Consider the following 20985-nt stretch of genomic DNA (forward strand, 5'->3'; position numbering starts at 1 on the left):
CGGTCAATTGCCTGACATGGACTTTTGAATGCGCTCGATGGTGCGATCGGCCTGCATTTGTTTCAGCACCCGCGTCAGCTCCGGCACCAGCGCAGCATGCTTTTTGTTCAGGTAGTGATAGACAGGGAAGGAGGACAGCGGCGGTTCGAGTACAGTAATGCCGTCCAGTTTCTGGCTGCGCACCACGGCCATGCCGGAGGCGCGGTGCCCCAGCACCAGGTCGGTGCGCCCCATCGTCAGTTTCTCAAAAGCCTGGTGCATGGTCGGCACCTGCTCAACCTTCATGCCCTTGGTGTTCTCCTGTGCGATCTTGTTTCCGCGCACAAAGCCCATGGTATAAGGGCGCAGGCTTTCCCAGCCATTGACGATGAAGGATGTCCCGCGCGAGAAAATCACCAGCTCGAAGGTGAGCAAGGGAACGGGAACGATGACGAGGTTGGGGTAATCGCGGTCCAGGCCAAGCTTGCGATACAGCTCGCCATCCATCTTGCCGTCGTTGGCGTACATCAGCGAGCGCTCGCCGGGCAGCTGGTGCACGACGAGTGTGCGGCCAATGCGCCGGTAGGCTTCGCGCAGCACCAGTTCCGAGACGGTGGCGGCGGGGTCGTCGCCCACCAGGGTGGAGACGTTCATCACCGGCAAAGTTTGCGCAGCTACCCAGGCTGGCAGCAGGCCAGACAGCGCGAAACCCAGCACGGCGCGACGACGCATTTGATCTCCCGGCAAACTCTTACCTGGAGCATAACACTGCCTACACTATTCGTAGTTCCTGAAACTTCTGGTTTCAACTTTCCAGGATGCGCAAAGCCTCGCGCGCCATATTGATTGCCAGCTCTTCCTGCGCGATACCGCCCTTCAGTAGAACGTATTGCAGTTTCCGTTCGCGCGAATCGGATTCGCCGGCCAGGTCGCGCTGCTCGAAGCTCTTGTACAGCGCCAGTTTCGCCTCATGCAATGCCAGGTGGCGGCGCATTTCCTCTGCCAGTCCCGCCGGCCCGATCGCCGCTTCCGCGCGGATGCGCACCATCAGCGCGTCGCGCTGCGGACGGGGATCCTCGCCCTCGGCGACCCAGCGCCGCAACTCCGCGGTGCCGGCCGGCAGCACCCGGTAGGCGCGTTTGCGGCCGCGGCCCGTTTCGGCGGGCAGCGATTCGATCCAGCCGGCTTGCTCCAGGCGCGCCAGTTCGCGGTAAATCTGCTGGTGGGTGGCGGCCCAGAAAAAGCCGATCGATTTATCGAAGCGCCGCGCCAGCTCCGAGCCGGAACCGGCTCGCTCGGACAGGGACGTCAACAGCGCGTGGGGCAAAGACATGGCAGGAAACAATGAAAAAGATGCCACCATCTTGCCTGAGCGGCGCGAGGCGGACAAGCCACACCGTCTCTGCAACTAGTTGCAGAGACGCGTCAACCGGGCTATATTTATGCAACCAGTTGCATAATGAGGACGCCAATGAACCGCTACCCACACCTGCTCGCCCCGCTCGACCTGGGCTTTACCACCCTGAAAAACCGCGTGATCATGGGTTCCATGCACGTCGGACTCGAAGAAGAAGTCGACGGCTTTGAACGCATGGCCGCCTTCTACGCCGAGCGCGCACGCGGCGAAGTGGGCCTGATCGTCACCGGCGGCATTGCCCCGAACGAGGCGGGACGTCCATGGAAGGCGGGCGCCAAGCTGACCACCACCGAGGAAGTGGCGCAGCACCGCAAGGTGACTGCCGCCGTCCACGCGGAAGGCGGCAAGATCGCCATGCAGATCCTGCACTTCGGGCGCTACGCCTATCACCCGAAACTGGTGGGACCGAGCGCGATCAAGGCGCCGATCAACCAGTTCACCCCGCATGAGCTGAGCACGGAAGAAGTGGCGGCCACCATCGAGGACTATGCCCAGTGCGCCGTGCTGGCACGCGAAGCCGGCTACGACGGCGTGGAAATCATGGGCTCCGAGGGTTACCTGATCAACGAATTCATCGCGGCCCGCACCAACCACCGTACCGACGAATGGGGTGGCAGCTACGAGAACCGCATGCGCTTCCCGGTTGACATCGTACGCCGCGTGCGCGAGCGCGTGGGCCAGGACTTCATCATCATCTACCGCCTGTCCATGCTGGACCTGGTGGAAGGCGGCTCCTCGCTGGAAGAAGTGGTGCAGCTGGCGCAGGCGGTCGAACAGGCTGGCGCCACCATCCTCAACACCGGCATTGGCTGGCACGAGGCGCGCATCCCGACTATCGCCACCAAGGTGCCGCGCGCCGGTTTCGCCTGGGTCACCAAGAACCTGATGGGCAAGGTCGGCATCCCGCTGGTTGCGACCAACCGCATCAACACGCCGGAAGTGGCCGAAGGCATCCTGGCCGACGGCGCGGCGAATATGGTGTCGATGGCGCGCCCCTTCCTGGCCGACGCCTTCTTCATGCAGAAAGCGCGCGAAGACCGCGGCGACGAGATCAACACCTGCATCGGCTGCAACCAGGCCTGCCTGGACCACACCTTCTCCGGCAAGATCACGTCCTGCCTGGTGAACCCGCGTGCCTGCCATGAAACGGAGCTGGTTATCGCACCGGCACAGCAAGCCAGGCGCATCGCCGTGGTCGGCGCGGGGCCAGCGGGCCTGAGCTTCGCCACCACCGCCGCCTCGCGCGGCCACGACGTCACCCTGTTCGACGCAGGCAGCGAAATCGGCGGCCAGTTCAACGTGGCGAAAAAGGTGCCGGGCAAGGAAGAATTCAACGAAACCCTGCGTTATTTCGGCCGCCAGATCGAGCTGACCGGCGTCAAGCTGCACCTGAATACCCGCGTCGACGCGGCCGGCCTGGCGGCAGGCGGCTTCGATGACGTGGTGCTGGCTACCGGCGTCACCCCGCGCAACCCCGCCATCGACGGCATCGACCATCCCAAGGCCCTGGGCTACCTGCAGGTGCTGCGCGACGGCGCGCCAGTGGGTAAGAACGTGGCCGTGATCGGCGCAGGCGGCATCGGTTTCGACGTCTCCGAATACCTGACCCACGAAGGCAAGAGCGCCAGCCTGGTACCGGAAAAGTTCTACGCCGAGTGGGGCATCGACAATGGCTACAAGGACCGCGGCGGCCTGCGCGCCCCGCAGGTGGAAGCTTCGCCGCGCCAGGTCCACCTGCTGCAGCGCAAGACCAGCAAGGTTGGCGATGGCCTGGGCAAGACCACAGGCTGGATCCACCGCACCGGCCTGAAAGCCAAGCGCGTCAACATGCAATCGGGCGTCAGCTATGATCGCATTGACGACGCGGGCCTGCACGTCACGGTGGAAGGCCAGCAGCATGTGCTGCCTGTGGATAATGTGATTGTTTGCGCCGGCCAGGAGCCGTTGCGCGAGCTGCAGCAAGGCCTGCTCGATGCGGGCTGCAAAGTACACCTGATCGGCGGCGCCGACGTGGCGGCCGAACTGGATGCGAAACGCGCTATCAACCAAGGCACCCGACTGGCTGCCGCCATTTAAGGAGTAAGCCCATGCAGCTTCAACCTGCCGTTGCGGAATCGCTCGAGCGCTGGCACAAGATGGTCGCCAGCGGCGATCTGTCCACCCTGCCCTCCATCGTCGATGCGGAGGCGGTGTTCCGCTCGCCGATTGCGAACAAGCCTTACGCCAGCCGGCAGGCGGTGGTGCTGGTGCTGAACACCGCTTACCAGGTGTTCGAGAACTTTGCCTATCACCGCCAGTTGGCGAGCGACGACGGCTTGAACGTGGTGCTGGAGTTCAGCGCTAACGTCGGCGACAAGCAGCTCAAGGGCATCGATTTCATCCGCTTCAATGAGGCCGGCAAGATTGTCGATTTCGAGGTGATGGTGCGCCCGCTGAGCGGCCTGCAGGCGCTGGGCGAGGCCATGGGCGCGCGGATCGGCGCCCAGGTTGGAGCGTTCAAGGCTACAGCCTAGTTTTCCAGCATCGCGAGAACCTTGCGCAGCTGGGCGTCCAGCTCGGCTGTGCCTTGCGCTCCTAGCGGGGCGATGATGTTCTTCTCGTTTTCCACGTGCGCCACCACGGCGCGCTCGATCAGCTCCAAGCCTGCGGGGCTGAGCTGGACCAGCATGCTGCGCGCATCGGCCGGATTCGGCGCCCGCGTTACCCAGCCCTGAGCCTCCAGCCTTTGCAGGCGGTGGGTCATCGTCCCGGAAGTCACCATCAGCTGGGAAAACAGGGCGGTCGGCGCCAGCTGATGAGGGGCGCCGGAGCGGCGCAAGGTCGCCAGCACGTCGAATTCCCAATTACTGAGCCCGAATTCCTCGAACGTCGCATCGAGCCGCCGCCGCATCAGCGCCGCGCAGCGGTTCAGGCGCCCGATCACGCCCATCGGTCCAACGTCCAGGGCGGGCATCTCGCGTGCCCATTGCTCCAGGATTAAATCCACTTTATCCACAGCCGTCTCCAGGTTAGCTATCGGGACGATTATATCAATTTATCTCGATTTCAAGATAATTTGCTATACTTCGATTTATCTCGACTTCAAGATAGTTTTGCCTCCCATGAAAAAATTCCCCCTCGCCGATACCGCGATCACCGCGCTGGCCCCCGTCATCTGGGGTTCGACCTATATCGTCGCCACCGAAATCCTGCCCGCCGGGCGTCCGTTCACCGCCGCCGCCGTGCGCGCCCTGCCGGCGGGCTTGCTGCTGGTGCTGTTCGCCGGCCGCATGCTGGCCCGCCACCTGTGGTGGCGCGTCGCCGTGTTGGCAGCATTGAACATCGGCGCGTTCCAGGCCCTGCTGTTCGTTGCCGCCTATCGACTGCCGGGCGGCCTGGCTGCCGTGCTGGGCGCCATCCAGCCGATCGTGATCATGGGCCTGGCCTGGGGATGGGATGGCCGCCGTCCGCAGTGGGCCGCACTTGGTGCCGCAGCGGTAGGCGTGGCCGGCATGGGCGCCTTGCTGCTGTCGCCAGCCGCGCGCTGGGATGCCCTGGGCGTGGCCGCAGCCCTGGCCGGTGCCCTGAGCATGGCCGTCGGCACCTGGCTGGCGCGCCGCTGGAAAACCGGTCTGCCGGTGGTCGAGCTGGCCGGCTGGCAGCTGCTGCTTGGTGGCCTGATGCTCGCGCCGCTGGCGCTGCTGGCCGACCCGCCGCTGCCTGCCTCGCTGGCCGCCAGCGAACTGCTTGGTTACGCTTACCTGACGTTCGTCGGCGCCCTGGTGGCCTACCTGCTCTGGTTCCGTGGCCTGAGCCGCCTGTCGCCGGTTGCCGTGTCCTCGCTTGGCTTGCTGAGCCCCGCGACGGCGGTGGTACTGGGCTGGATCCTGCTCGGTCAAAAGCTGGGCGGCACCGCGATCATCGGCTTGGCCGTGGTGCTGGGCAGCGTGCTGACACTTCAACTCAAACTGCAGGAGGCCAAATAAAATGAACAAGCCCATTAAAGACTTGATTGAATCCCGCGTATCAGCCAACTATTTCGACGCGGCAGCGCCGGTCAGCGACGAGCAGGTGGCGGAACTGGTGCGCCTGGCAACGCTGGCACCTTCGGCCTACAACGTGCAGAACTGGAAGTTCGTCGCTGTGCGCTCGGCGGGAGCACGTGAGAAATTGCGCGAATTGTCCTTCGGCCAGCAGAAAGTAGTGGATGCGCCGGTGACCTTCATCATCAGCGGCACCTTGAAGGCGCAGGACCAGGTAGCCGCTGCACTGAAACCGGCTGTGGATAAAGGCATACTTATCCAGCCCGTTGTCGATAGCTGGACCCGCATGGCCCAAGGTTCCATGAACGGCGACGAGCGCGCCCAGCGCGATGAAGCCTTGCGTTCCGCCTCCCTGGCCGGGATGACCATGATCCTGGCAGCCGAAGGCATGGGCCTTTCGAGCTGCGCCATGACCGGCTTCGATGCGCCAGCCGTGCACGCGGCCTTCGGGCTGGGTGCGGACGAGGTGCCGGTAATGCTGGTCGCCGTCGGCCATGCCGCCCAGGGCAATTGGCCGCAGAAGCCACGCCGTCCGCTGGACGACGTGCTGCGCTACGCCTGATTAGCGGTTCGTGATGGTGACGCCGGTGGCTACCAGCAGGCCGCCGGCAATCATCGAAGCCATCACCTGCTCGCCCAGCATCAGCGCCGCGAGGGATACCCCAAACACCGGCACCAGGTTGTTGAACACCGCCGTGCGTGCCGGGCCAAGCGCTTTCACGCCTTCATACCACCACACGAAAGCCACCACGGTGCCGAAGGCGCCCAGGTAGGTGACGGACGCCCACACCTGCCAGCCCAGCGAAGCCCAGCCCACGTTCGGCAGTTCGCGCGAGGCGGTGATCAGCAGGAAGCCCAGGCCCCACAGCGAAGCATAGGTGGTGGCGGCGATCGGCGACAGGCCTTTCAGCGCCGCGCGGCCGACCAGGGTGTAGGCGGCCCAGCAGGAGGCGGCGCCCAGCATCATCAACTCACCCACACCGATCGATTGGCTGATGTCGTGCAGGGCGGCCATCGGCTCGCCGCGCGTGATCAGCACGGTGGCGCCGATGAAGGCGATGCCGATGCCGGCCCATTTCTGCCAGTTCAGGCGTTCGCGCAGCACGGCGGCTGCGGCCAGCGCGGTCACGATGGGATTCATCGCAATAAAGAGTGCCGAGCGGCTGGCTTCCATCTTGCCCAGCGCGGAAAAGAAGCAGAAGTTGTACAGGAAGATACCGGTCAGGCCCAGTGCCGCCGTAGCGCCCAGCTGCTGCAGCGACAACTTCGGCAGGCCGCCTTCCCGTTTCCACGCCAGCAGCAGCAGCAGTACCGCCGCAATCGAAAAGCGGATGGAGGCTGCCGTCAGCGGCGGCAGTGCATTCGAGACAATATGGCCGGCGATGAAGGTGCCGCCCCAGATCAGGGTGCAGGCGATCAGTTTCAGGTAGATCATGGCAGTGGGCCTTGCGTGTCAGTGAAGGAGGATATACATTAATACTAATCCTTACTCATAGAAAAATGAGGAAAAGCTCATGACGTTCACCCAACTGGAAATCTTTGCCCTGGTGGCGGAATTGCGCGGCTTTACCGCCGCCGCCCTGCGCCTGGGGGTGAGCCAGTCCGCCATCTCCCACGCCGTCAAGTCGCTGGAACAGGAACTGGGCGCGCAACTGATCGAGCGCCAGGGCGCCACGGCGGACGTGACAGAGTTGGGTAAGCGCCTGCTGGTGCGCGCCCGCGAAATCCTTGGCCTGGCCGAATCCATGCGGCAGGAAGTCGCTGCAGCCAGCGGCTTGAACAAGGGCTTGCTGCGCATCGGCTCGTTCGGCCCTACCTCGTCGCTCAAGCTGATCCCGGCCATCCTCGATGTGTTCCAGAAGCGCTACCCGGGCATTGAAGTGCGCATCGACGAGGGCACCGACGACGATACGCTGCAATGGATTCTCGACCGCCGCGTCGATATCGGCTTTATCCAGCAGCCCGACGACCGCTTCGACACCATAGACCTGGTGGAAGACCAGATGGTGGCACTGCTGCCGGCCGGCCATCAGCTGGCGGCCAAGAAATCCGTTAGCGCGCACGATCTGGCGAACGAACCCTTTATCATGCCCGATGCCGGCTGCTCTTCGCTGATCGAACCGCTGTTTGCCGCCCAGGGGTTGTGCCCGCAAGTGCGCTACCGCATGTCGCAGGTGCTGACCGTGCTGGGCATGGTGGGGCGCGGCAATGGCGTGTCCGGCATGGCGGAGTTGGCGTTGCCGATGGACCTGGCCTCCAGCCATCCGAATATCGCGGTGCGGCCGTTCTCCCCGCCTGTACGGCGCCGCGTCGGGCTGGCGCTGCGTAACCTGGCGCAGGCCTCGCCGGCAGCCAAGGCATTTGTCGAAGTCGCACGAAAGGTCAAACTGTGAGTGACAAACCCGAACTGGAACAGCGCTTGTTCGCTAGCGGCAAAGCATGGTGGACGTGGCTGCAGAAGCAGCATGCCGCTTCGCCCGGCGTGTGGATGAAGATCGCCAAGAAGGGCGCGCCGGAAACGTCGGTGCAGTACCCGGAAGCGCTCGACGCGGCGCTGTGCTTCGGCTGGATCGATGGGCAGAAAAAGACCATCGACGAGCACTACTGGCTGCAAAAATTCACGCCGCGCGCGAAGCGCAGCATCTGGTCGAAGATCAACCGGGATAAGGTGGCGGCGCTGACCGGGAAGGGGCTGATGCAGCCTGCCGGGCTGGCGGAGGTGGAACGTGCCAAGCAGGATGGCCGCTGGGAGGCGGCATATGACTCATGGAGCGCGGCGGAAGTACCGCCCGACCTGCAGTCGGCGCTGGATGCCAGCGCAAAGGGCCGCGCCAATTTCGCCGCCCTGAGCTCCCAGAACCGCTATGCGATCCTGTTCCGCACTCACCAGGCAAAGCGCGCAGAGACGCGGGCCAGGCGGATCAGCGATTTCATCGCCATGCTGGAGCGGGGCGAGGTGATTCATCCCCAGGCCGGTTTTACGACCATCAAGTAGAACACGGCGATGAAGGCGAAGAACCGGGATCCCCGGGCCTGCGCAGGGGCGGAAGCGGCGCCAGAACCGGGCGCCTGCATGAACCGCCGCGAAAGCTAGCGGTCCTCCTGCTCCAGCCAGCGGCGTCCGTGCGCCAGGACTTGCTCGAGTTCATGGCGCACGGCAGTCAGCATGTCGGGCAGCGTGTCCGGATCGCCGACGCGGATTGCCGACTCCGCGTCCAGCGTGGCCTTCACCAGCCGCTTTGCGCCCAGCACGCCGACTGCACCGCGCAGGCTATGTAGGATGCGCGCCGCTTCACCTGGACGCCCTGCGCGCACGGCGGCGTCGGCATCATCCATCGGCTGCAGACCGCCTTCCAGCGCACCGCGCACCATCTTGAACATGACCGCCCGGCCCTTCTGGTCCTTGCCCATTACCCGCATCAGGCTATCCATGCTGAACACCTGTTCCGTCGAAACTTGCCCTGCAATCGCCGGGGCGGCATCGTTCGCCGGGTTGGCGCGCGCAGGGGCCATGTGCAGGTTATGCTCGATCACCGCCATCATTTCCTCCACCACGACAGGCTTGGCAATGAAGCCGGTGACGCCGGCCTCGGTACAGCGGTGGCGCTCGGACGCCAGCACGCCGGCTGTCATCGCAATCACCGGCAGGTCCAGTTTCAGTTCTTCGCGGATCACGCGCGTAGCGCTGAAACCATCGAGTACCGGCATCTGCATATCCATCAGCACGATGTCATAGCGGCTGGCGCTGGTGCGCAGGATATCCACAGCCTGCTGGCCATCTCCCACCACGTCGAGCGTGGCGCCGGCAAGTTCGAGAATGCCGCGCGCAACGGCCTGGTTCAGCGGATTGTCCTCGACCAGCAGGAAATGCACGCCGCGCAGGCGATTGCCAAGAGCGGATGCGGACGCCGAAACGTCTTCGGCGCCGCTGGTTGCCGCCAGCGCCTGGTGCATGGCATCGAACAGGCTGGATGCGGTGATCGGCTTGATCAGCACGACGTCAGCCTCCGGCGTGCCGGCAATGTCGTCGACCTGGGCACGCGCAAAGGCATTGATGGTCACCACGATAGGCTGGCGATGGCCTTCGGCAGCACGCCGGATCTCGCGTGCGGAAGCGTAGCCGTCCGAGCCCGGCATATGCCAATCGGTCAATACCACGTCGTAAGGATGTGGACTGGCAAGTTGCTGCCGGAAGCGTTGCAGCGCCGCTGCGCCGGAATCGGCTTCGTCCGCGTCCCAGCCCCACGCGCGCAACAATTGGGTGATCATGGCGCGGCTGGTGCTGTTGTCGTCCGCCACCAGCACGTTCAGCCGGCCCATGGCGGGCAACCGTCGTGCCTCACTGCGGTCCGGCAGCACGCCGAACCACAGCTCGAAGGAGAACGTGCTGCCCGCGCCGGGGATGGTCTGAAGCTGCACCTGCCCGCCCATCAGTTCCACCAGGCGGCGCGTGATGGCCAGGCCCAGGCCGGTGCCGCCGAAGCGGCGCGTGATGCTCTCGTCGCCCTGGGAGAAAGCGGTGAATAACTGGGTAGTCTGCTGCTCGGTCATGCCGATGCCGGTATCGCGGACTTCAAAGCACAGCAGCACGCGGTCGGCCACCCGTACAGCCGTTCGCACCGAGACCACAACCTCGCCCCGCTCGGTAAACTTGATCGCATTGCCGGCCAGGTTGGTCAGGATCTGCTGCAGCCGCAGTGCGTCGCCATGCAGCAGGCTTGGTACGTCCGGCGCCACCACGATGGCCAGCTCGAGCTCCTTGTCGCCCCCATTCATGGTCATGGTGGTGGCCAGGGTCGCCATCGTCTCGTCCAGGTCGAAGTCGATCGGCGCCAGTTCCATGCGGCGCGCTTCGATCTTGGAGAAGTCCAGCACGTCGTTCAGGATGCCCAGCAAGGACTGGCCCGAAGTGCGGATCATGGTCAGGTACTTGCGCTGCTGCGCGCTGAGCGAGGTATTCCCCAGCAGATACACCATGCCCAGCACCGCATTCATCGGCGTGCGGATCTCATGGCTCATATTGGCCACGAAGTCGGTCTTGGCGCGGTTGGCGGCTTCCGCGCGGTCCCGCTCCTGTTCCAGTTCCACGGCGCGCAGGTCGGCCTCCGCCATTAACGTTTGCAAGTGGGTTTCGGCCGCCTGCCGCTCGTGCATCAGGCTATTGAACGCTTCCGTCAGCTCGCCGATTTCATCCTTGCGGGTGACCGGAATCGGCGCGAACGCGCCCGGCTTGGCGCGCAAGTCCTGGATCGCATTGCGCAGTCTGGCGACCGGCGCCAGCAGGTAGAGCGTAATCCAGCCGAGCAGCAGGGCCGAAATGACGGACGCCGCCACGCCCCAGGCCAGCAGGTGCAGCTGCACCCCTTCGAAAGGCTCAAACGCTTCTTTCACCGGCAGGATCGAGGCAAGCAGCCAATCGGTGGACTTCAGCCGCCGGTAGCTGGTCACGCCAGGCACGCCGGCGGAATTGACGCTGAGGACCGTGCCAACGAATCCTTCCTTCATTGCACGCGTGGTGGCGGGATTGGCATTCGGAGCGCGCGGCTGCAGGATACGGCTGGCGTCGGGATGCACCACATAGATCGAAGGCTCGGCGATCGTTACGGCGAAGTAATAGCCGGTCTTGCCGACCTTGGCGGTGCGCAAGTGGCCCAGCATATTGTCCTTGTACAGGCGCAGCACACCGGCCAGCATGCCGACCACCTTGCCGCGATCGTCCAGGATAGGCGCCACCATCTGAACGATGGGCTGGCCGCTGACGCGGCTCTTGATCGGGCCCGCGATCAGCGGCTTGCGTGTTTCAAGCACCTTCTTGAAGTATTCGCGGTCCGCCACCGAGACTTTTTCCCTGCCGGCGACGTGCGGAACGTCGGCCACCACCAAGCCGGCACCGTCGATGACGATGACGTCGTCGAACATCGACAGCATGGCGCGCTCTTCGTACCAGTTGCGCAGGCCGGCGGGATCGCCCATCAGGCTGCGCGGCTGCTTGCGCGCGGATTGGGCGATCACGTCCAACAAGGCGGTCAGCTTGTCGTCAAGGTCTTCGGCCGTGCGGGCGATCAAGGCATCCTGCTGCGCAAACAGCACCTTGGTGAAGTCCTCGCGCAGGCGTTGTGCCTGCAACACGGTCACCACGGCGATCATCACGATCGACGTGATGCTGGTGGCAAGAGCGACCTTCACATTGATCCCGAGAGGCTTCATTGACGTCCTTTGGGCGAGGGAGCTGCTCGCTAGTGTAAATTATTTTTGTAACCGCGAATCCAAATGACGCAGCGACTCCTCTTATCCGGTGAGGAATTTCCCTCCAAAGCGAAAAGGAGTGCAAAATGTTCTATGTTAAAAATGTACCAATTTGGGAGCGGGCGTTGCGCGTGATTGCCGGTTTGGCCGTGGTGGCGTGGAGCGTGCCGGCCCTGGGCGGCCTTTGGGGCACCGTGTTGGCGCTGTCGGCGGCGGGCATCGTCCTGTCCGGGCTCGTTGGCTTCTGCCCGGCCTGCGCCATGGTTGGCCGCAAACTGGATAAGGCGAAACGGTAAATGGCACTTCTTGAACAGCACCAGCCGGTGCTACAGGCGGCCCACGGCGGCGATCCGCAGGCGCTGGCCAAGCTGCTGGCAGTGTGCCAACCGGATATCCGCCGCTACGCCCAGCGCAATTGCCTGGTCAGCGACGTCGATGATGCGGTGCAGGAGGTGCTGCTGGTGATGTCGCGCCGCCTGTCGTCGCTGAAGGTGCTGGCCGCGTTTTCGGGGTGGCTGTTCAAGGTGGTGCAGCGCGAATGCCGGCGGCTGGGCCGGCGCGCTTTCCATTTCGATCCTTACGACGAAGAGCGCGCGGAGCAGTGGCTGGCGTCCCAGGATGACGCCGGCTTGCGGACGGAATTGGTGCAGGCGCTGGAATCGCTGCCGCGCGACTACCTGCAGATCGTGCTGCTGCGCGATTTCGAGGAGTTGAGCATTGCGGAGATTGCGCAGGAATTGGGGCTGACGACGGCGGCTACCAAGAGCCGCCTGCACCGCGCGCGTACGCTGGCGCGTGAGTATCTGGTCGGTTAGGGTTTGCCCGCGTCCGCGCGGATCGCCACTTCGCGCTCGCTCGGCCATTGCCATGCGCCTTCCAGGCGCCAGTCGCGCTGCATGCCTTCCACCAGCACTTGCCAGCGCGAGCGTTCCAACATCGGCAAGGCAACGCTGAAATCACCTTGCGCATCGGGGCGGGCCATCAGCACCATATCGCGGGCCGGCTGGGTAGCGTGCTGCAGGCGGATGGACAGCGTTGCATCGGCGAGCGGCTTGGCGCTGGCGACATGGCCGTGCAGCAAGCCTTGCGCCGCATCGTAGCGCAACCCGATCGACAGGCCGAGGGCAGCAGCAGCGCGGTCGCGGCGCAAGTCCTGGTTGATCGCCTTGCCCTGCTTGTAATAGTCGCCCACTACCAGCGCATCCTGGCTGGTGAAGGCGACATAGCTGGTGGCGAAGCCCGCCACCGCTACAACGGCAGGGCCGAGCATCAACAGCCATGGCCAGCGGTGGGTATACCAGGGGGAAGCGCCGGCGGGGGCGACGTTAACGTTCATTTCCATCTCCTTAGCGCGGCACGATAAATACCGCTTTTTCCTTGACGGCCAGCGAAGCATCGTCCAGCGCCGTCAGTTCGATCGCAATCTTGTTGGAACCGGCCTCGCCCTTGCCGTGATCCACGCGCAGGCGGATCGGCACGGCGCGGGTTTCGGTCGGTCCCACTTCCACGGTGTCCGGCACGGCAACCTGCAGCGTATCGATGCCGCTGGCGCGGATACGGTAGGTATGGCCTTGCTCGGTGGTGTTCATGATCTGCAGGCGGTACACGTTCTCGATCATGCCGTTTTCCACCTCGCGGCCCATCGAGCCGCGGTCGCGGATCACGTCCATCTTCAGCGGCGTGCGCAGTGCCAGGGTGGTGAATACCGCAACGATGAACAGCAGCAGGCCGCCGGTGTAAAGCAGCACGCGTGGACGCATCACGCGCTTGCGGATCTCTTTCGCGCTCAAGCCCTGCGCCATCGCGCGATCGGTGCTGTAGCGGATCAGGCCGCGCGGCTGTTCGATCTTGTCCATCACGATGTCGCAGGCATCGATGCATGCCGCGCAGCCGATGCATTCGTACTGCAGGCCTTTGCGGATGTCGATGCCGGTCGGGCATACCTGCACGCACAGCGAGCAGTCGATGCACGAGCCGTCCGACTTGGGGCCGCGTGGCTCGCCGCGCTTTTCGTCATAGGTGATGATCAGCGTGTCGCGGTCGAACATCGCGCTCTGGAAGCGGGCGTAGGGGCACATGTACTTGCACACCTGCTCGCGCAGCCAGCCCGCGTTGCCATAGGTGGCCAGGCTGTAGAAGCCGACCCAGAACCATTCCCACGGACCGAAGTTGAAGGTCAGCGCCTCGAACGCCAGGGTGCCGATCGGTGAGAAGTAGCCAACGAAGGTAAAGCCGGTCCACAGGGCCAGCAGCAGCCACGCTGCATGCTTGCCGCCCTTGCGCCAGATTTTGTTGAAGGTCCACGTTTCTTTGGCAAGGCGCATCTGCGCACTGCGCGAACCTTCGAATTTGCGCTCGATCCACAGGAACATTTCCGTGTAGACCGTTTGCGGGCAAGAGAAGCCGCACCACACGCGGCCTGCAACCGCCGTGACCAGGAACAGGCCCCAGGCACAGGCGATCAACATGGCCGCCAGGTAGATGAAGTCCTGCGGCCACAAGACCAGGCCAAAGATGTAGAACTTGCGCGTCACCAGGTCGAACAGGATGGCTTGGCGGCCATTCCATTGCAACCAGGGCGCTCCGTAGAAGACCAGTTGCGTCAGGATCAGGCAGATCCAGCGCAGGTTCTGGTAATGGCCTTTCACCTCGCGCGGGAAAATGTCCTCGCGCTTGGCGTACATCTTGATGACTTGTGGTGCGGGGGCGTTCATAACACTACCTTGTTGCTATTTCATCGCGGTGACTGGAGGGTTGGACAGGCCCCATACGTAGGCGGCCAGCACGTGCACTTTGCCTTCTCCGAGGAAGTCATCGAACGCGGGCATGGTGTTGTTGCGGCCCTTGCGGATGGTTTCCATGATCGTCTCGGCGCTGCCGCCGTACAGCCAGGTCTTGTCGCTCAGGTTGGGTGCGCCCAGCATCGGGTTGCCCTTGCCACCCGCACCGTGACAGGCCATGCAGGCGCTGAACTTCGACTTGCCCATGACCGACTTGATCGGGTCGTGCGTGCTGTCGGACAGGCTCAGGACGTATTGCGTCACGTTCTCGATATCCTTCTCCGAACCTACCGCCGCACCCATTGGCGGCATCACGCCGTGGCGGCCCTTCATGATGGTCAGCTTGATGGTGTCGGGATCGCCGCCATGCAGCCAGTCCTTGTCGGCCAGGTTGGGGAAGCCTTTGTTGCCGCGCGCATCGGAACCGTGGCACTGCGCGCAGTAGGTCAGGAACAGGCGCTCGCCGATCGCGTGAGCCTGCGGGTCCGCCGCGACGGTTTTCAGGTCCTGGCCCTTGTATTTGTCGAACAGCGGGCCGTAGTCCTTCTCGGCCTTGGCCAGCTCCTCCTTGTGCTCCTTGGCGGAAGTCCAGCCCAGCGAGCCCTGGTAGCTGCCCAGGCCCGGGTACAGCCACAGGTAGCCGATGGCGAAAGCAATGGTCAGGTAGAACAGCCACATCCACCAACGCGGCATCGGCGTATTGAGCTCGGTCAGGTCTTCGTCCCAGATATGGCCGGTGGTGCCGACTTTGCCGTCCACCGACTTCAGGGCCGAACCTTTGACGGACGACTGGGACCACAGCAGCACGCCGCAGCCGACGATGCCGATGACAGTCAGGACGACCACGTACAGGTTCCAGAATTCGCTGGTGAAATCAGCCATGGTCCTTCTCCTCGTCCGCGAAAGGCAGCTTGGCCGCTTCTTCCCAGTTACCGCGCTGGGCCCACCATACGATGCCGAGGAAAGTGAGGAACGAAACCACCGTCATCACATTGCTCGCATTGCCAAAAAAGTTTTCCATTTCAGTTCCTCGTCTTGATCAGGGTGCCCAGGCCTTGCAGGTAAGCCACCAGTGCATCCTCTTCCGTCTTGTTGGCCAGTTCGGCCGGTGCGGCGGCGATTTCCTCTTCCGTGTACGGATCGCCCATGCGCTTCAGCGCGCGCATCTTCGGTACCACTTCCTCCGGCTTCAGCTTGTTCTGCGCCAGCCACGGGTAGTTAGGCATGTTCGATTCCGGCACCACGTCGCGCGGGTTGTTCAGGTGGGTGCGGTGCCATTCGTCGCTGTAGCGGCCGCCGACGCGCGCCAGGTCGGGACCGGTGCGCTTGGAGCCCCACTGGAATGGGCGGTCATACACAAACTCGCCCGCCACCGAGTAGTGGCCGTAGCGCTCGGTCTCGGCACGGAACGGGCGCACCATCTGCGAGTGGCAGGTGTAGCAGCCTTCGCGCACATAGATATCGCGGCCGGTCAGGCGCAGGGCGGAGTAAGGCTTCAGGCCCGCCACTGGCTCCGTGGTCGACTTCTGGAAGAACAGAGGGATGATTTCCACCGCGCCGCCCACCGAAACCACCAGCGTGACCAGCGCGATCAGCAGCCAGGGGTTCTTCTCAATCCATTCATGGGAAAATTTCATCATTTGCTCCGATATGCTGCATTACGCCGCGAGGCCCAGTTCAGGGATGCGTGCACGGGTGGTTTCGCGGCCCTTCAGGGTCATCCAGGCGTTGTAGGCCATCACGCACATGCCGGCCAGGTACAGCAGGCCGCCCAGGAAGCGCACCACGTAGTACGGGTAGGTGGCCTTGACGCTTTCCACGAAGGTGTAGGTCAGGGTGCCGTCGGCATTCACTGCGCGCCACATCAGGCCTTGCATTACGCCGGCAATCCACATTGCGGCGATGTACAGGACGACGCCGATGGTGGCGACCCAGAAGTGCAGGTCGATCAACCTGGTGCTGTACATCCTGGTCTGGCCGGCCATGCGCGGAATCAGGTAGTAGATCGAGCCCATGGTGATGAAGCCCACCCAGCCCAGTGCGCCGCCGTGAACGTGGGCGATGCCCCAGTCGGTGTAGTGCGACAGCGCGTTGACGGTCTTGATCGACATCATCGGGCCTTCGAAGGTGGCCATGCCGTAGAAGGACAGAGACACGATCATCAGCTTCAGGATCGGGTCGGTGCGCAGCTTGTGCCATGCGCCGGAGAGGGTCATCATGCCGTTGATCATGCCGCCCCAGCTTGGCGCCAGCAGGATCAGGGAGAACACCATGCCAAGCGATTGCGCCCAGTCGGGCAGCGCGGTGTAGTGCAGGTGGTGCGGACCGGCCCACATATAGGTGAAGATCAGCGCCCAGAAGTGCACGATCGACAGCTTGTACGAATACACAGGGCGTTCGGCCTGTTTCGGGATGAAGTAGTACACCATGCCCAGGTAGCCGGCGGTCAGGATGAAGCCCACGGCGTTGTGGCCGTACCACCACTGGATCATCGCGTCCTGCACGCCGGTGTACATGGAGTAGGACTTGAACAGCGAGGCCGGCATTGACATCGAGTTCACTACGTGCAGCAGGGTCACGGCCAGGATGTAGCCGCCGAAGAACCAGTTGGCGACGTAGATGTGCTTGACCTTGCGCTTGACGATGGTGCCGAAGAAGACCACCGCGTAGGAAACCCACACCAGGGCGATCAGGATCGAGATCGGCCATTCCAGTTCAGCGTATTCCTTGCCGCGGGTGAAACCCATTGGCAGGGTGACCACGGCGGCCAGGATCACGGCTTGCCAGCCCCAGAAGGTGAAGGCTGCCAGCTGGTCGGAGAACAGGCGCACCTGGCAGGTGCGCTGGACCACGTAGTAGGAAGTGGCGAACAGGCCGCTGATGCCGAAGGCGAAGATCACTGCATTGGTATGCAGGGGGCGCAGGCGGCCGTAGGTCAGCCAGGGAATGTCCAGGTTCAGGGCGGGCCAGGCAAGTTGGGCGGCGATGATGACGCCGACCAGCATGCCCACAACGCCCCACACTATGGTGGCGATCGCGAACTGCTTCACGACCTTGTAGTTGTAGTCCAGTGATTGATCCACTTTGAATTCTCCAGGCAGACACTTTGATGAGATATGTCAAAGGTTACCTAGGAGCACTTCAAAAAAACATGACGTGGATCAAATCCGGTCGTCGTCCTGTAAAACCCGGATGGCAGGACCTACCAGATCGTCGAACTGGCCATCGTCCGAAGCCTTGAAAAACAGCCATAGCGCGCCGAAAACCAGGCCTACGCTGATGGGGATGAGCAGGTACAGCGATTCCATTCTTTTAACCTCGGCGCAAGCGCAGCGCGTTGATAACGACGATGGCGGAGCTGGCCGCCATGCCGACTCCGGACAGCCACGGATTGAGCACACCGAAAGCTGCTGCCGGAATGGCAACGATGTTGTACAGCGTGGCCCAGGCCAGGTTCTGGCGGATCACGCCCATGGTTTTTCTCGCGCTGCGGGCGGTATCGGCCAGCAGCGGCAGGCGGGCGTCGAGCAGCACGCAGTCGGCGTGTACTTGTGCCAAGGTTGCACCGCTGCCCATTGCGAACGAGACATCGGCTGCGCTGAGGACGGCGGCGTCGTTGATCCCGTCGCCCACCATCGCCACCACTTCGCCCTGCGCTTGCAGGGCCTGGACATATGCCAGTTTTTCGTCCGGCAGGCAGTCGCCGATGGCTTTCTTGATGCCCAATTGTCCCGCCACGCTGTCGGCGAGCGCCTGCTGGTCGCCGCTCAGCAGGACAACCTCCTTGCCGAGCCGCTGGAAGTAGTCGATCGTCTGCCGCGCATCCGGCCGCAGCGCGTCCGAGACCAGGAAGCGTCCCAGCCAGCGGCCATGCATGCCCAGCCACACAGTCGTCATCGGCGCATCGTCCGCGGCTACCCGGCCCAAAGACGGCGCGGCGCAACCCGCGATGCCGGCAACGTAGGCCGCGCTGCCGAGGCGGTAGCGGATGCCATTCACCATGCCTTCCATGCCCTGCCCCGCCAGTTCCTGCAATCCGGTGGCGTTCGCCGCGCCGGCGCCATGGGCGTCCGCCGAAGCGCCGATCGCCCGCGCAATCGGGTGAGCGCTGCCGGTTTCCAGTGCCGCCGCCACGCGCAGGACGCCAATGATCCGCGCGCCGTCGATCGCATCGACACTCTGCACGGTTGGACGGCCTTCCGTCAGTGTGCCGGTCTTGTCGAACACGATATGCGTGGCGCGGTGCAACGTCTCCAGCACGTGCGGCTGCACCACCAACGACCCCTTGCGAAGCAGGCGGTCGGTCGCCGCAGCCAGGGCCGACGGCGTGGCCAGCGACAAGGCGCATGGGCAGGACACCACCAGCACCGCAATCGCCACCGACCATGCGCGCGAGGCATCATGCCAGTACCAGAAACCAAGGCTGGCCGCAGCGAACAACAGCAGCGCAGCCACGAACCAGGATGCAGTACGGTCCGCCCATTGTGCGATCTGCGGCTTGGCGCTGCCGGCGCGTTCAATCAGCTTGAGCAGGCCGGCCAGCGTGCTCTCGCGGGCAGGCTTCTCGACACGCAGCACGACCGGACCGCCCGCGTTGACGGCGCCGCCGGGAATCGCATCGCCGACAAGCTTGCGCTGCGGGGCGCTCTCGCCGGTCAGCAGCGACAGGTCGACAGCCGTGCTGCCCTCCACGACCACGCAATCGGCGGCCACCGCCTCGCCGCCTTTGACGATGATATGGTCGCCGGCGGCCAGCACGCTGGCGGGTACGGTGGACGCATCGCGCAGGTCCGGCCAGGCCGCCATGCGCTGCGCCATCTCCGGCACGCCATGGCGCAGGCGCGTCAAAGCGCTGGCCGCTTTGCGCCGCGCCACCATTTCCAGGTAGCGGCTGGCGAGCAGCAGGAAGATGAACATGGTGACGGAGTCGTAATACACTGCGCCATGACCGCGGAAGGTCGACACCGCGCTGCCGATGAAAGCTGCCGTGATGCCGAGCGCAACCGGCACGTCCATGCCCAGCACGCGGCCTTTCAGGCTGGCCCAGGCGCCTTTCAGGAAAGGCTGGGCGGAGTAGGCGATGGCGGGCAGCGTCAGGAGCAGGCTGGCCCAGCGCATCAGGCTTGCCATGCCGGCATCCAGCGTGCCATCGTCGCCGGCCATGTATTCGGGCGCGACGTACATCATCACCTGCATCATCGACAGGCCGGCCACGAAGAGCTGGCGGCCCAGCGTGCGGCTGGCTTTCTGCAGCTGCGCGTCATGACGGGTGGTGTCGTAAGGCCAGGCGTTGTAACCGATGCCACGCACGGCTTCCAGCAGTGCAGCCGCGGTGGTCTTGTCCTTGTCCCAGCGGATGAACAGCTTTTCGGTTGCGACATTGAGGTTGGCCTGCTGTACGCCGTCCACCTGGCGCAGGCGGTGCTCGATCAGCCACACGCAGGCGACGCAGCGGATGCCTTCCACCAGCAAGGTGGTTTCGTGCGTGTCGCCATCGCAAATGATGTTGGGGTCGTCTTCCGGCAGCGCGAGCGCGGCCGGCACCAGCGTAGCGGCGACGCCGGCTTCACCAGGCGCGGCGAAACCGGTCCGCTCGCGGTAATAGCTCGTCTGGCCGATATCGACAATGGTTTGCGCCACTGCCGCGCAGCCAGGACAGCACATGGCGCGGTTGACGCCTTCGATGCTTACATGCCAGTCGGCGCTTGCCGCCACAGGCTGGCCGCAATGGAAGCAGGCAGCAATCTCGTTCATCATCATGGCTGCACCGTCAGGCAAAGGACATCGAACCACGCATGCCGGCCGCCTGCAGCGCGGGCCAGGCCGAGGATCCCGAACCCAAGCACCAGCAGGCCACAGGCCACGCGTACCGAACGTTTCTGGAAGTACTGGCGCAGCTTCGCGCCCGCCATGCCCATCGCAAGCAGCATCGGCAACGTTCCCAGGCCGAAGGCGGCCATCACCAGCGCGCCATCGAGCGCCGAGCCGGACAGCATGGCAGTCAGCAACATGCTGTAGACCATCCCGCAAGGCACCCAGCCCCACAGGCCGCCCAGTGCCAGCGCCTTCAAGGCCATATCCATCGGAACCAGCGGCTTGACGAGCGGCTGCACGCGACGCCACAGGACGCCGCCCGCCGCTTCAACGCGAGCCAGGCCGCGCCAGGCGTCCATCAGGTAGAGGCCCATCGCAACCAGCATCAGGTTGGCCAGCCAGTACGCGACCATCTGCGCCGAAGCCATCTGCGCCAGGCTGGCGACGCTGCCGGCGATGCCGCCTGCAATGGCGCCGGCCAGCATATAGCTGCCAATGCGGCCGGTGTTATAGGCCAGGACGTGAACAAGTCCTTCTGCGTTGGCGCCAGCCCATGACATGGCGGCGGTCCCGCCTATATCCATCCGTGCGATCGGGATCACGCGTGCGTGCGCCGGCGCGGCGGACCGACCGCCAACGCTGAACGCGCCGACGATGCCGCCGCACATGCCGGCGCAATGCACACTGCCGGCCAGGCCGGCAATCAGGATGGGCAGCAGGTTCATGG

The 20985-nt window shown here is 64.1% G+C and carries 22 protein-coding genes; 8 read left to right on the forward strand and 14 right to left on the reverse strand.

The annotated features are described in order from the left end of the window. Positions 1-3 precede the first annotated feature (3 nt). Both BM269_RS03880 and BM269_RS03885 read right to left on the reverse strand, forming a co-directional pair. Positions 4-711 carry a substrate-binding periplasmic protein gene (locus tag BM269_RS03880; RefSeq protein WP_090435724.1) on the reverse strand — a complete coding sequence of 236 codons (708 nt, stop codon included), beginning with the start codon at positions 709-711 and terminating at the stop codon, positions 4-6. Positions 712-784: 73 nt separating this feature from the next. Beyond that, positions 785-1312, reverse strand: a complete 528-nt coding sequence (locus BM269_RS03885; protein WP_090435725.1) for a PadR family transcriptional regulator — start codon at positions 1310-1312, stop codon at positions 785-787. A gap of 138 nt (positions 1313-1450) precedes the next feature. On the opposite strand from BM269_RS03885, the gene BM269_RS03890 reads away from it, so the two are divergent. Together BM269_RS03890 and BM269_RS03895 are read left to right on the forward strand one after the other, a co-directional pair. Then, positions 1451-3472: an NADPH-dependent 2,4-dienoyl-CoA reductase gene (locus tag BM269_RS03890; protein ID WP_090435726.1), complete on the forward strand. Its 2022-nt coding sequence runs from the start codon at positions 1451-1453 to the stop codon at positions 3470-3472. An 11-nt stretch (positions 3473-3483) separates the two neighbouring features. Further along, complete coding sequence (locus BM269_RS03895) at positions 3484-3909, forward strand: nuclear transport factor 2 family protein (RefSeq protein WP_090435727.1); 426 nt, start codon at positions 3484-3486, stop codon at positions 3907-3909. Here BM269_RS03895 and BM269_RS03900 read toward each other — a convergent pair. Further along, on the reverse strand, positions 3906-4349 hold the full coding sequence (locus BM269_RS03900; protein ID WP_090435974.1) for a MarR family winged helix-turn-helix transcriptional regulator: 444 nt from the start codon (positions 4347-4349) through the stop codon (positions 3906-3908). The two genes, BM269_RS03895 and BM269_RS03900, sit on opposite strands and share 4 nt — an antisense overlap. 148 nt (positions 4350-4497) lie before the next feature. Between BM269_RS03900 and BM269_RS03905 the strand changes: the two genes are divergently transcribed. After that, positions 4498-5361, forward strand: coding sequence for an EamA family transporter (locus tag BM269_RS03905; protein WP_090435728.1), 864 nt, complete (start codon positions 4498-4500; stop codon positions 5359-5361). Position 5362: 1 nt separating this feature from the next. Then, complete coding sequence (locus tag BM269_RS03910; protein ID WP_090435729.1) at positions 5363-5980, forward strand: nitroreductase family protein; 618 nt, start codon at positions 5363-5365, stop codon at positions 5978-5980. Here the strand turns inward: BM269_RS03910 and BM269_RS03915 are convergent, their stop codons facing one another. Beyond that, positions 5981-6853, reverse strand: coding sequence for a DMT family transporter (locus BM269_RS03915; protein ID WP_090435730.1), 873 nt, complete (start codon positions 6851-6853; stop codon positions 5981-5983). A 79-nt stretch (positions 6854-6932) separates the two neighbouring features. Between BM269_RS03915 and BM269_RS03920 the strand changes: the two genes are divergently transcribed. Then, entirely contained in the window at positions 6933-7811 is an 879-nt protein-coding gene (locus tag BM269_RS03920) for a LysR family transcriptional regulator (RefSeq protein WP_090435731.1), read from the forward strand. Beyond that, complete coding sequence (locus tag BM269_RS03925) at positions 7808-8413, forward strand: YdeI/OmpD-associated family protein (protein WP_229204497.1); 606 nt, start codon at positions 7808-7810, stop codon at positions 8411-8413. The genes BM269_RS03920 and BM269_RS03925 overlap by 4 nt, the downstream gene beginning before the upstream one ends. A gap of 95 nt (positions 8414-8508) precedes the next feature. On the opposite strand, the gene BM269_RS03930 is transcribed toward BM269_RS03925, so the two are convergent. After that, positions 8509-11625, reverse strand: coding sequence for a response regulator (locus BM269_RS03930; protein WP_090435732.1), 3117 nt, complete (start codon positions 11623-11625; stop codon positions 8509-8511). 125 nt (positions 11626-11750) lie between these two features. On the opposite strand from BM269_RS03930, the gene BM269_RS03935 reads away from it, so the two are divergent. Beyond that, positions 11751-11960, forward strand: a complete 210-nt coding sequence (locus BM269_RS03935) for a YgaP family membrane protein (protein ID WP_090435733.1) — start codon at positions 11751-11753, stop codon at positions 11958-11960. Beyond that, the gene (locus BM269_RS03940) at positions 11961-12479 is read left to right on the forward strand and encodes an RNA polymerase sigma factor (RefSeq protein ID WP_090435734.1); all 519 of its coding nucleotides are present in this window, start codon (positions 11961-11963) and stop codon (positions 12477-12479) included. Here BM269_RS03940 and BM269_RS03945 read toward each other — a convergent pair. From BM269_RS03945 to BM269_RS03985, 9 genes are all read right to left on the reverse strand, one after another. Then, complete coding sequence (locus BM269_RS03945; protein ID WP_090435976.1) at positions 12476-13000, reverse strand: FixH family protein; 525 nt, start codon at positions 12998-13000, stop codon at positions 12476-12478. The two genes, BM269_RS03940 and BM269_RS03945, sit on opposite strands and share 4 nt — an antisense overlap. A gap of 10 nt (positions 13001-13010) precedes the next feature. Next, entirely contained in the window at positions 13011-14378 is a 1368-nt protein-coding gene (gene ccoG, locus BM269_RS03950) for a cytochrome c oxidase accessory protein CcoG (RefSeq protein WP_090435735.1), read from the reverse strand. A 15-nt stretch (positions 14379-14393) separates the two neighbouring features. Next, positions 14394-15326, reverse strand: a complete 933-nt coding sequence (ccoP, locus tag BM269_RS03955; RefSeq protein ID WP_090435736.1) for a cytochrome-c oxidase, cbb3-type subunit III — start codon at positions 15324-15326, stop codon at positions 14394-14396. Next, entirely contained in the window at positions 15319-15465 is a 147-nt protein-coding gene (locus BM269_RS03960; RefSeq protein ID WP_090435737.1) for a cbb3-type cytochrome oxidase subunit 3, read from the reverse strand. Before BM269_RS03960 ends, ccoP begins: the two co-directional genes overlap by 8 nt. A 1-nt stretch (position 15466) precedes the next feature. After that, entirely contained in the window at positions 15467-16081 is a 615-nt protein-coding gene (ccoO, locus tag BM269_RS03965; protein WP_090435738.1) for a cytochrome-c oxidase, cbb3-type subunit II, read from the reverse strand. A gap of 21 nt (positions 16082-16102) precedes the next feature. Continuing rightward, entirely contained in the window at positions 16103-17527 is a 1425-nt protein-coding gene (gene ccoN, locus BM269_RS03970) for a cytochrome-c oxidase, cbb3-type subunit I (RefSeq protein ID WP_090435739.1), read from the reverse strand. 78 nt (positions 17528-17605) lie between these two features. Next, complete coding sequence (gene ccoS, locus BM269_RS03975) at positions 17606-17752, reverse strand: cbb3-type cytochrome oxidase assembly protein CcoS (RefSeq protein WP_090435740.1); 147 nt, start codon at positions 17750-17752, stop codon at positions 17606-17608. Positions 17753-17756: 4 nt separating this feature from the next. Then, positions 17757-20204, reverse strand: coding sequence for a heavy metal translocating P-type ATPase (locus tag BM269_RS03980; protein WP_373994376.1), 2448 nt, complete (start codon positions 20202-20204; stop codon positions 17757-17759). Then, positions 20201-20983 carry a sulfite exporter TauE/SafE family protein gene (locus BM269_RS03985; protein WP_090435741.1) on the reverse strand — a complete coding sequence of 261 codons (783 nt, stop codon included), beginning with the start codon at positions 20981-20983 and terminating at the stop codon, positions 20201-20203. The genes BM269_RS03980 and BM269_RS03985 overlap by 4 nt, the downstream gene beginning before the upstream one ends. Between the last annotated feature and the right edge of the window lie 2 nt (positions 20984-20985).

It is taken from the genome of Duganella sp. CF458 (genome assembly GCF_900113115.1).
In the GTDB taxonomy this organism is placed as follows: Bacteria; Pseudomonadota; Gammaproteobacteria; order Burkholderiales; family Burkholderiaceae_D; genus Rugamonas.

What these genes read in the sequence shown, in the direction of transcription:
- ccoP (WP_090435736.1), bottom strand. Translation starts at nt 15,326, where the DNA reads ATGGCTGATTTCACCAGCGAATTCTGGAACCTGTACGTGGTCGTCCTG.
- BM269_RS03930 (WP_090435732.1), bottom strand. Translation starts at nt 11,625, where the DNA reads ATGAAGCCTCTCGGGATCAATGTGAAGGTCGCTCTTGCCACCAGCATC.
- BM269_RS03945 (WP_090435976.1), bottom strand. Translation starts at nt 13,000, where the DNA reads ATGAACGTTAACGTCGCCCCCGCCGGCGCTTCCCCCTGGTATACCCAC.
- BM269_RS03885 (WP_090435725.1), bottom strand. Translation starts at nt 1,312, where the DNA reads ATGTCTTTGCCCCACGCGCTGTTGACGTCCCTGTCCGAGCGAGCCGGT.
- BM269_RS03910 (WP_090435729.1), top strand. Translation starts at nt 5,363, where the DNA reads ATGAACAAGCCCATTAAAGACTTGATTGAATCCCGCGTATCAGCCAAC.
- BM269_RS03895 (WP_090435727.1), top strand. Translation starts at nt 3,484, where the DNA reads ATGCAGCTTCAACCTGCCGTTGCGGAATCGCTCGAGCGCTGGCACAAG.
- BM269_RS03900 (WP_090435974.1), bottom strand. Translation starts at nt 4,349, where the DNA reads ATGCCCGCCCTGGACGTTGGACCGATGGGCGTGATCGGGCGCCTGAAC.
- BM269_RS03880 (WP_090435724.1), bottom strand. Translation starts at nt 711, where the DNA reads ATGCGTCGTCGCGCCGTGCTGGGTTTCGCGCTGTCTGGCCTGCTGCCA.
- BM269_RS03980 (WP_373994376.1), bottom strand. Translation starts at nt 20,204, where the DNA reads ATGATGATGAACGAGATTGCTGCCTGCTTCCATTGCGGCCAGCCTGTG.
- BM269_RS03985 (WP_090435741.1), bottom strand. Translation starts at nt 20,983, where the DNA reads ATGAACCTGCTGCCCATCCTGATTGCCGGCCTGGCCGGCAGTGTGCAT.
- BM269_RS03905 (WP_090435728.1), top strand. Translation starts at nt 4,498, where the DNA reads ATGAAAAAATTCCCCCTCGCCGATACCGCGATCACCGCGCTGGCCCCC.
- BM269_RS03920 (WP_090435731.1), top strand. Translation starts at nt 6,933, where the DNA reads ATGACGTTCACCCAACTGGAAATCTTTGCCCTGGTGGCGGAATTGCGC.
- BM269_RS03890 (WP_090435726.1), top strand. Translation starts at nt 1,451, where the DNA reads ATGAACCGCTACCCACACCTGCTCGCCCCGCTCGACCTGGGCTTTACC.
- ccoO (WP_090435738.1), bottom strand. Translation starts at nt 16,081, where the DNA reads ATGAAATTTTCCCATGAATGGATTGAGAAGAACCCCTGGCTGCTGATC.
- ccoG (WP_090435735.1), bottom strand. Translation starts at nt 14,378, where the DNA reads ATGAACGCCCCCGCACCACAAGTCATCAAGATGTACGCCAAGCGCGAG.
- BM269_RS03940 (WP_090435734.1), top strand. Translation starts at nt 11,961, where the DNA reads ATGGCACTTCTTGAACAGCACCAGCCGGTGCTACAGGCGGCCCACGGC.
- BM269_RS03960 (WP_090435737.1), bottom strand. Translation starts at nt 15,465, where the DNA reads ATGGAAAACTTTTTTGGCAATGCGAGCAATGTGATGACGGTGGTTTCG.
- BM269_RS03935 (WP_090435733.1), top strand. Translation starts at nt 11,751, where the DNA reads ATGTTCTATGTTAAAAATGTACCAATTTGGGAGCGGGCGTTGCGCGTG.
- ccoS (WP_090435740.1), bottom strand. Translation starts at nt 17,752, where the DNA reads ATGGAATCGCTGTACCTGCTCATCCCCATCAGCGTAGGCCTGGTTTTC.
- BM269_RS03915 (WP_090435730.1), bottom strand. Translation starts at nt 6,853, where the DNA reads ATGATCTACCTGAAACTGATCGCCTGCACCCTGATCTGGGGCGGCACC.